Genomic DNA, 9,232 nt, shown 5'->3' with positions numbered 1-9,232 from the left:
ACCGGTCGAGGTCGGGGCCGAGCGCCGACAGCGCGCGGCCCTTGGCGTCCTTGCTGCCGACCACGCCCGGCGTCCGCGTCGCCGTCAGCCAGGCGGCGGCCAGTGCCGCCCACCGCTCCTGCGCGGGCAGCAGCAGCCACTCGTCGGCGGCGGGCGTCGGCGCGTACGCCTCGTCCAGCTCGCCGTCCGTCGCGATCAGCCCGGCCGCGTAGGCCAGCTCCAGCCAGAAGGCGGTCTGCGCCTCTGCCAGGTCCAGCGCGGTCGCGGTCCGCTTGAGGTCGCGGACGCTGATGCCGCCCGCGCGCAGGACGGAGGGACCGCCGGTCTGCCACTCCTTCAGCAGTTCGCCGACCGTGCTGACGGCCGTGAACGCCTGTCCCGCCGCCGTCATGTCCACGGTCCGCTCGGTACGCGGCACCGGCGCGACGCCGGGCGGCAGCGGCTCCGGCGTACGGTGCGCCCGGCCGCCGCGCAGACTCAGCGCGGCCTCGCGCGGCAGCAGCACATTGTGCTGGCCCGCGGGCAGCAGCAGGCCGCGGGCGAGCAGCCACTGCACGGGCGTCACCGCGTCCGCGGCCCGCACCGGCACGGTCGCGTCCCGTACCTCGCCGTACGGCGGCCCCCACACCAGCCGGTCGAGCACCTTGCGCGCGTCCCCGTCCGGCGCGGTGTCCAGCAGCGCCGCCGTGCGGACGCGGTCCGCGAAGAGCCCGGCCAGCGCGGTGACCGCGCTCATCGGGTCGTGCGTCGGATCGAGCCCGGCGTCCGCCAGGATCTCCTGGAGCCGGGAGGGCGACATCCCCGAGGTCGCCTCGCTCACCGAGGGCCCGAGACCGGTCGCGGACGGCACGGTCGCGGCGGGCGCCAGCACGTCCCGCGCGGTGCGCACCAGCCGCAGCCGGTCGTCGGGGCCCCACAGCAGCGCCCGCGCCCGCAGTACGTCCACCGCCCGCGGCAGCGCGGCGGTCACCGCGGCCACCCGCTCCGCGTCCAGCGGCCCCGCGTGTCCGCCCTCGGGGCCGCCCGTCATCAGCGTGAGCAGCGTCCCGTACGAGCACGGGTCCCGCGTCACCGACAGGGCCTCGGCGACCTGCTGCGTGAAGCGGTCCAGGTGCTCCAGCGCGCGGACCACCGACGTACGGGTGGAGGCGCGGGTCGCGAGCTGCGTCAGGTCGTTCGGTACGGGGCTCAGCAGATCCGGCCGGGCGCGCAGCAGCCGCCCCAGCGCCTCGTCGTCACGCGCGCGCAGGTCCTCCGCGAGCGTGCGCGGGTCAGATCCTTGGCCTCCGGTCGTCATCCGTTCCACATTAGCCCCCCTCGTCGCGGCGGCCGTGGACGGCGGCCGGGGATGAGGACAGCGGGGACGGCGGGCGGGTACGGTCGGTGCAGGGTCGGACACGGGCGCGGACAAAGGGGCTTGGCGGTGGGTGTCGAGAGCGACCAGATGGTGTTCGACTACCTCAGCCGGATCGGCGACCTCGCGCAGACCGCGCTGCCCGCCTCCCAGCGCATGCGGCTGGTCGCGCAGCTCCGCACCGACATCGACCGGGAGCGCAAGGACAGCGACAACCCGGCGACCGTCCGCCGCATCCTGGGGCGGATCGGCAGCCCGGACGCCGTCGTGGAGGCCGCGGCCGGCGGCTCCGGCGACGCCTCGTCCGGGGCCGCCGCCGGCCCCGGGGTCCCGGTCCCGCCCTCGTCCCCCTCCGCGCCCACCGGGGGCCCCTACGGCCCGTACGGCGTGCCCTCGTCGCGGAAGGCGGCCGGTACGGACAAGGGGGCCACGGGCAAGGGCGCGCGGAAAGCGGACTGGTGGGACCGGGACGAGCGCCGCGACGGTCACCTCAGGGCCGGTGACGAACTCACCGGCCTGCCCGGTATGACCGGCGGCGTTTTCATCCCCTTCGACGACGAGGACCTGGACGGCGACGCCGACACCAGGGCCAAGGCCAGGGTCAGGCCCGGGGCGCCGCGTGCGCCGGTCGAGGAGGAGGCCGAGGAGGCCGAGGGGGAGGCCGAGTACGAGGAGGAGGCCGCCGCCCGCCCGCGCCGCCGCTGGCTGCCGCGCCGCCGCGCCGCCCGTACCGTCACCTGGGGCAGCCCGCTGCTCCTGCTCGCCGCCGCCCTTCTCGTCGCGGGCGCCGTCATCGGCTCCTGGATCCCCCTCGGCCTCGGCTGGCTCGCCGGTTACCTCTCCCGCCGACTCACCCGCCGCCAGGCCAAATTCGGCGTCCTCGGGATTCCCGGGGCCGCCGCCCTCGGGCTCGTCGTCTGGGTCTGGGGGCGCGACACCGGCAAGTGGGGCGATCCGATCGCCCAGGGGCAGATGGGCCACGCCTTCCAGGACGCCTATCCCTTCGCGGTCCGCGTCGCCGCCGTTGGCTCCGCCCTCTACCTGATCCTCCGCGCCCGCCGCCCCCTCTGAGGCTCCCACCTCTGTACGCCCCCCTTGCGCTGGAGGGCACGCCGAGTTTTTAGGGGCGCCGGGAGGTGCCCCTCGCGCCCCCCTACGGGGCACCGTTCGCGGCGGGGGAGAATGAGGGCGTGACCAGCGACCTCAGCTCCGTACCGCCCCGGCCCACCCTCACGGTGGGCTTCGACCTCGACATGACGCTCATCGACTCCCGGCCCGGGATCAAGGCCGTGTACGACCGGCTCTCGGCCGAGACCGGCGTGTGGATCGACTCGGAGCTGGCGGTCACGCGGCTGGGCCCGCCGCTGGACGACGAGTTGGCGAACTGGTTCCCCGCCGAGCGCGTGGCCGAGATCGGCGATCTGTACCGGGCGCTGTATCCGGACCACGCCATCGCCCCGACGCCCGCGATGCGCGGTGCGGCGGAGGCGGTCGCGGCGGTCCGGGCGGGCGGCGGGCGGCCGGTGGTGGTGACGGCGAAGTACGGGCCGAACGCGGAACTGCACCTGGCGCACGTCGGGATCGAGGCCGAGGTGCGCGGCTGGCTGTGGGCGGAACAGAAGGCGCAGGCGCTGATCGAGTACGGCGCGAGCGTGTACGTCGGCGACCACGTCGGGGACGTGCGCGGCGCGCGAAAGGCGGGCGCGCTGTCGGTGGCGGTGACCACGGGCCCGTGCGACGCGGCGGAACTGCGGGCGGCCGGAGCCGATGTCGTCCTGGACGATCTCACCGAATTTCCGGCCTGGTTCGCGGCCCACACGTCCGCGGCGGCCTGAGCGCACCGGGGACGGCGGAAGCCGCCGCCGGATTCCGCCCCGAAAGGCCGGCGGCCGGTTCAGGAACCGGCCGCGCTCCGCTCCCGTGAGGTCTGCCGCTGCGCGAGGGCGGACCGCAGCAGCCCGCACAGCGCCACCGCCATACCCACGCCCATCAGCATGGACACGAAATACGCGGGCGTCGGCAGCGTATGCGTGCCCAGCAGCAGCGGTGCGACGGTGACAAGAGTGCCGACCGCGCCCACGAGGAAGACGATCGCGCCGACGCGGACCAGGAGGTCACCGGCGCCCATGGTTTGTTTGCTCACCGGACAAGGGTAGATCCGTTCAGGGGGCGGTCGAACGGCCGGGGAACGGGACGTTGGCGTCTTGTCACACAGCACCAGGCCATTAGCCTTGGTGCCAGCGGGTCCCCGATGGACCCGCTGAAGTCTTATTCAGAGTCGTTTCGAGCAATGAGGACGAGGTCGGACGTGCCTACCGGCAAAGTCAAGTGGTTCAACAGCGAGAAGGGCTTCGGCTTTCTCTCCCGCGATGACGGCGGCGACGTCTTCGTGCACTCGTCGGTGCTGCCTGACGGAGTCGCTGCGCTCAAGCCCGGCCAGCGTGTGGAATTCGGCGTCGTCGCAGGACAGCGCGGTGATCAGGCGCTTTCGGTGACACTTCTGGACCCCGCTCCTTCGGTGGCGGCGGCGCAACGCCGTAAACCCGATGAGCTGCTGCCGATCGTCCAGGACCTCACCACGCTGCTCGAAGACGTCGCGCGTTCCCTCCAGCGCGGCCGGTATCCCGACAAGGCGCACGGACACAAGATCGCTTCCGTGCTGCGCGTTGTCGCCGACCAGCTCGACGTATGAGTCCGCTATGACGCAGGGAAGTTGACCGTTTTTAGCGCCGCTTTGCCGGAAGCCCGTCTTCCGGTAAAGCGGCGAAGTGCTGAAGTACGCAAGTGCCGAAGTGCGCACGTGCCGAACGGACACGGTGAATTCCGGCCACCCGGCGAAAGTCTCGGTCAGAATGCGAGCGCGTCGGGGGCGAGCGGCGGCACCAGTCCCTCGGCCGCGGCCCGCGTCAACAACCCGCGTACGGCGGCGTATCCGTCCTCGCCGAGATCGGCGGTGAACTCGTTGACGTACAGCCCGATGTGCTGGTCCGCGACCGCCGGGTCCATCTCCTGCGAGTTCTCCAGCACGTACTCGCGCGACGGCTCCGGGTCGTCCCACGCCATCCGCACCGAGGTACGGGCCGACTCGGCGAGCGCGTGCAGCCGCTCCTTGCCGAGCGAGCGCTTGGCGATGATCGCGCCCAGCGGGATCGGCAGCCCGGTCGTCGCCTCCCAGTGCTCGCCCATGTCCGCGAGCTTGTGCAGGCCGTAGTTCTGGTACGTGAAGCGCGCCTCGTGGATCACCAGACCGGCGTCCACCCGGCCGTCCCGTACCGCGGGCATGATCTCGTGGAACGGCAGCACCACGATCGCTCCGACCCCGCCCGGCACCTCCGTCGCCGCCCACAGCCGGAACAGCAGATACGCCGTCGACCGCTCGCTGGGCACCGCGACCGTCTTGCCCGCCAGGTCCGCGCCCGGCTCCCGCGTCAGCACCAGCGGCCCGCAGCCGCGCCCCAGCGCCCCGCCGCACGGCAGCAGCGCGTACTCCTCCAGCACCCACGGCAGCACCGCGTACGACACCTTCAGCACGTCGAATTCGCCGCGCTCGGCCATCCCGTTGGTGATGTCGATGTCCGCGAAGGTCACGTCGAGCGGCGGCGCCTGCGGGACCAGGCCGTGCGCCCACGCGTGGAAGACGAAGGTGTCGTTGGGACAGGGGGAGTACGCGATCCGCAGCGCGGCGTCGTGCGGCGCCCCGGCCGGGCCCGTGTTCGCGGTGTCAGTCGTCATGTGTGGCTTCAACCTCCAAGGCGGCCGGGAGCTTCCCGAACGCCACCGTCAGGGCCGCCAGCGCGTCGCCGATCCGCCACGCCTCGCGGTCACGGGGGCCGACGGCGTTCGACACCGCGCGGATCTCCAGCATCGGCACCTCGCGCGCCGCGGCGGCCTCCGCCACCCCGAAGCCCTCCATCGCCTCCGCGACGGCGCCCGGGTGACGGCCGCTCAGCTCCGCGGCCCGCTCCCCGCTGCCGGTGACCGTGCTCACGGTCAGCAGCGGGCCGTACGCCGCGCCCAGCGCCCGCGCCACGCCCCGGCTCAGCCGTGCGGGCGGCCGGTGCTCCGAGATGCCGAAACCCAGCTCCACCACCGGTACGAAGCCCTCGTCGGTCTGCGCGCCCAGGTCCGCCGCCACGACGGTCTCCGCGACCGTCACATGGCCCACGGGCGCGACCGGCGCGAAACCCCCCGCGATCCCGGCGCAGACCACCAGGCCGTACGGAGCGCCCGCCGCCTCGGCCAGCGCCAGCGCGGTGGCGGTCCCCGCCGCCGCTGCCGCCGGACCCACACCGACGGCGATCACGTCCGCCGGCACGGCGGTGGGCGGCTCTGCCGCGCTCAGCCCGGCCTCGACGGCCGCGCGTTCCGCGTCCACCGCGGTCACGACGAGGAGCCTGCCGTAAGCCGCGGGCGCGGGACCGGGACCGGGACCGGGACCGAGTTCGGGGCCGGAGGCGGACGCGGGACCGGGGTTGGGCGCGGGGCCGGAGGCGCGGTCGGGCGTCACTTGCCGCGGACGAGCTTGATCTTCCAGATGCCGTACGTCTTGCGGCCCGTCAGGTCGCCGGACTCCACGATGTTCAAGGTGACTTCCTTGACCTGCGTGGACTGGCCGGTCTGCTGGTCCTGCACGGTGAACAGGGTGTCGCTGTCGAGCGTCCAGTACGTCTGGTTCTTGAGCAGTTCCTGCGTGACGAGCTGGGTGCCGTTGGCGAGCAGCCAGCCCTTCTTCGCCAGCTTCGGGTCCACGCCGATCCGTACCTGGTCGCCCAGGCCCACCGTGAGGTGGTGCTTGGGAGCGGCCGTCAGACACGCCTCGAAGATCGTCTGGGGGAGCAGCTTGCCGTGGGCGTAGCACTTGTCCACGGCTTCCGCGGTCACGGACCGGGTGCCCACGGTCACGGTTGCCAGGGGGGTCGGCTTGTCGCAGGCGGTCAGGGCGACGAGCCCGAGGGAGACGGCACCGATGGTGGTGGCAGCGCGGCGAATGCTCATGGCAGGAGGCTACCGGGCTGTCGCCCCCAGGCCGCGCGGGGGTGGGACGTGTCCCGCGACGGCCCGACGATCATCGCCGCCGTACACCCGTACCGCGTGTGCCCAGGTCCGTGCCGCGTGTGCCCGGGTCCGTACCGCGTACGGCCGTGTCCTTACGCCACCCGTGCCGACGCCGGGTTGCCGCCGCGCCGTGCCGAGCCGAACAGGCCGCGTACCGACACCACGAACGCCAAGAGCACCAGACAGGCCGCTACCGACATGCCGAGCTGGCCGTTGAGCGGGAGCACTATGCCCAGGCCGCCGCCGACCACCCAGGAGAGCTGGAGGGCGGTCTCGGAGCGGGCGAAGGCGGAGGTGCGCACCAACTCCGGTACGTCGCGCTGGATCAGCGCGTCCAGCGACAGCTTCGCCAGGGCCTGCGAGATGCCCGCGACGGCCGCGGCGGCGGCGACGGTGACCAGCCCGTACCAGGTGGCCGCGGCGATCGTCGCCGTCAGCGAGCAGATCAGGACGCTGCCGATGATGATCTCGGGGCCGCGCGCCTTCAGCCACGCGCCGAGCGCCGTGCCCAGCGCGTTGCCCGCGCCCGCGGAGACGACCACGACGCCCAGCGAGGTCGCCGCCGTCAGGCCGCCCAGCGGATGCTCGCGCAGCATGAACGCCAGGAACATCGTGAGGAAGCCGGACAGCGAGCGCAGCCCCGCGTTGCCCTGGAGGGCGTGCAGCACCGAGGAGCCGACGCCCAGCAGGCTCGGCCGCTTGCCCGGAATCCCCGACGGCTCCGGCGGCGCCTCCTCGTCGGCCGACAGCCGGACCTTGCCCTCGCCGCGCGAGGAGTCGACCTTCGAGGGCAGCGCCATCGACAGCAGCGCGCCGATGATGAAGACCACGAAGGCGCCGTAGAGCGGCCACTGCGGGCCGATGGCGTGCAGCCCCGCGCCGACCGGCGCGGCGATGGCCGTCGCGAGCAGACCCGCCAGCGTCACCCGTGAATTGGCCTTCACGAGTGTCGTTCTGTCCGGCAGAAGCCGTGGCACCACCGCGCTCCGCACCACGCCGTACGCCTTCGACGCCACCAGCACGCCCAGCGCCATCGGATACAGGCCGAGGCCCGCGGTGCTGATCACCACGGCCATCGTCCAGGCCAGTACGCCGCGCGCCATCATCGCCATCGCTATGGCCGCCCGGCGGCCGTGCTGGAGGCGGTCGAGCAGCGGACCGATCACCGGGGCCAGGAGCGCGAACGGCGCCATCGTCACGAGCAGGTAGAGCGCGACCCGGCCGCGGGCCTGTCCGGTCGGGACCGAGAAGAACACCGAACTCGCGAGCGCGATCGTGATCAACATGTCGCCCGCCGAGTTCACGGCGTGCAGTTCGATCAGTTTCGCCAGCCCCGACTCGCCCGCGCCGCCCGCGTGTGTCGTACGCCTGATACGACGACGCAGGGCACCGCCGGACCGCCCCACGCCGTTAGCGAGGGCGCGTCCGGCCCTGCGCACGGGCCCTGGGCCCGCAGTCACCGTTTGTGCCACGACAGCAATCCTGCCCCAATCGGAAGACCACGCACCCCCTCCTTTGCGCACGTGGTGCGCACAGGTAGCGTGCGATCGCGCAGAATGGGTGACAACAGGTGCGCCCGAAGACGCTCGGGCAGGACCACGAAGGCAGAAAACCAAGGCGTCGAAGCGGTCCGCAGGTCCGCTCCGCCCCGGTTTTCCGCGTCGGGTCCGTCGCGTCGCGGCGCACACGTGAGACGGCGTAGAGAGAGAAACGATTTCTGTGAGTGCTGCGATGCGAAGCCGTACCCCTGACCGCCTGTGCGCCGAGGCGGTCGATGTCGCGCTGGCTGTGACGGAGGAGGCGGCGGGGCCGCAGTCCGTCGGCGAGCACCTCGGCGTCGTGGCCGAGGGGGACCGCGTCGTCACCCACTACTTCGCCTGTAAAGAGCCCGCCTACCGCGGCTGGCGCTGGGCCACCACCCTCACGCGGGCGTCCCGCGCCAAGGTCGTGACCATCGACGAAACGGTGCTGCTGCCGGGCGACGACGCGATTCTCGCGCCCGAATGGGTGCCGTGGAGCGAGCGGCTGCGGCCCGGCGACATGGGCCCCGGCGACCTGCTGCCCACCGAGGCCGACGACCTGCGCCTGGAGCCGGGGTGGACCGGCGAGGACGACGAGCGCTTCCCGGATTTCCCCGACGGGTCGGCCGACGCCTCGGACGGCTCGGACGGCGCCGCGGGTCCCGAGGGCGCCGCGGGCTCCTCCGACGCCGACTTCGTGGTGCCCACGCCCGCGACGATCACCGCGGTCGCCGCCGAGATCGGCATGGGACGGCCGCGGGTGCTCTCCCGCTACGGCCTGCACGCCGCCGCCGACCGCTGGGAGGAGCAGTTCGGCGCCAAGACGCCCATGGCCCAGGCCGCGCCCGCCAACTGCGTGAGCTGCGGCTTCCTCGTCGCGATCAAGGGCTCGCTCAGCCAGGCGTTCGGGATCTGCGCCAACGAGTTCTCGCCCGCCGACGGCCGCCTGGTCTCCCTGTCCTACGGCTGCGGCGGCCACTCCGAGGCCGCCGTGATGCCCAAGACCCCCACCCCGCCGCCGATGGTCCTGGACGACATGGAGGAGACCGAGCAGGTCTCCTTGCACCCGGACCAGCCCTGACCTCGTGACGGCGGAAAGCCGCCGATGGCGGGGAATCCCCAGGGGACGGCCGATCGCCGGAACTCAGGTTGTACGGGTAGTACGGGTAGTACGGGTAGTACGGGTAGTACGGGCGGTGCGGGTAGCGCGGGTAGCGCGGGCGGTGCGGGCGGTGCGGGTGGGAAAGGTGACCGCGCCGCGGGCGCGGTGAGGGTGCGCCGCGCGAGCGCCGCACGATTGGCT

Annotated in this window: 9 protein-coding genes and 1 pseudogene; 4 read left to right on the top strand and 6 right to left on the bottom strand. The window is 73.2% G+C overall.

Translation table 11 applies throughout. The annotated features are described in order from the left end of the window. Window positions 1-1,297: pseudogene (locus BGM09_RS04015) on the bottom strand (DNA-binding protein); the annotation flags it as partial. Window positions 1,298-1,423: 126 nt separating this feature from the next. On the opposite strand from BGM09_RS04015, the gene BGM09_RS04010 reads away from it, so the two are divergent. Then, window positions 1,424-2,425 (top strand): hypothetical protein, encoded by a 1,002-nt coding sequence (locus BGM09_RS04010; RefSeq protein WP_188279974.1) that lies wholly within the window; start codon window positions 1,424-1,426, stop codon window positions 2,423-2,425. A gap of 119 nt (window positions 2,426-2,544) precedes the next feature. Next, window positions 2,545-3,189 (top strand): HAD family hydrolase, encoded by a 645-nt coding sequence (locus tag BGM09_RS04005; RefSeq protein WP_317452513.1) that lies wholly within the window; start codon window positions 2,545-2,547, stop codon window positions 3,187-3,189. A gap of 59 nt (window positions 3,190-3,248) precedes the next feature. Here the strand turns inward: BGM09_RS04005 and BGM09_RS04000 are convergent, their stop codons facing one another. Continuing rightward, window positions 3,249-3,497, bottom strand: coding sequence for a hypothetical protein (locus tag BGM09_RS04000; protein WP_317452512.1), 249 nt, complete (start codon window positions 3,495-3,497; stop codon window positions 3,249-3,251). A 165-nt stretch (window positions 3,498-3,662) separates the two neighbouring features. Here BGM09_RS04000 and BGM09_RS38735 point away from each other — a divergent pair, with 165 nt between their 5' ends. Beyond that, window positions 3,663-4,046 (top strand): cold-shock protein, encoded by a 384-nt coding sequence (locus BGM09_RS38735; RefSeq protein ID WP_033173507.1) that lies wholly within the window; start codon window positions 3,663-3,665, stop codon window positions 4,044-4,046. Between the two features lie 155 nt (window positions 4,047-4,201). Here BGM09_RS38735 and BGM09_RS03990 read toward each other — a convergent pair whose 3' ends face one another. The 4 genes from BGM09_RS03990 to BGM09_RS03975 form a co-directional block, all read right to left on the bottom strand. Further along, the gene (locus BGM09_RS03990; RefSeq protein ID WP_188279973.1) at window positions 4,202-5,086 is read right to left on the bottom strand and encodes a 1,4-dihydroxy-6-naphthoate synthase; all 885 of its coding nucleotides are present in this window, start codon (window positions 5,084-5,086) and stop codon (window positions 4,202-4,204) included. Further along, window positions 5,076-5,861, bottom strand: a complete 786-nt coding sequence (locus BGM09_RS03985; RefSeq protein WP_317452511.1) for a futalosine hydrolase — start codon at window positions 5,859-5,861, stop codon at window positions 5,076-5,078. The genes BGM09_RS03990 and BGM09_RS03985 overlap by 11 nt, the downstream gene beginning before the upstream one ends. Further along, on the bottom strand, window positions 5,858-6,349 hold the full coding sequence (locus BGM09_RS03980; RefSeq protein ID WP_188279972.1) for a hypothetical protein: 492 nt from the start codon (window positions 6,347-6,349) through the stop codon (window positions 5,858-5,860). The genes BGM09_RS03985 and BGM09_RS03980 overlap by 4 nt, the downstream gene beginning before the upstream one ends. A 152-nt stretch (window positions 6,350-6,501) precedes the next feature. Continuing rightward, the gene (locus BGM09_RS03975; protein ID WP_317452510.1) at window positions 6,502-7,815 is read right to left on the bottom strand and encodes an MFS transporter; all 1,314 of its coding nucleotides are present in this window, start codon (window positions 7,813-7,815) and stop codon (window positions 6,502-6,504) included. Between the two features lie 325 nt (window positions 7,816-8,140). On the opposite strand from BGM09_RS03975, the gene BGM09_RS03970 reads away from it, so the two are divergent. After that, complete coding sequence (locus BGM09_RS03970) at window positions 8,141-9,010, top strand: DUF3027 domain-containing protein (protein WP_188279971.1); 870 nt, start codon at window positions 8,141-8,143, stop codon at window positions 9,008-9,010. The last annotated feature ends 222 nt before the right edge of the window (window positions 9,011-9,232 follow it).

Source organism: Streptomyces sp. CBMA29 (assembly GCF_014596445.1).
Classification (GTDB): domain Bacteria; phylum Actinomycetota; class Actinomycetes; order Streptomycetales; family Streptomycetaceae; genus Actinacidiphila.
This window is presented reverse-complemented; position numbering and strand designations above follow the sequence as displayed.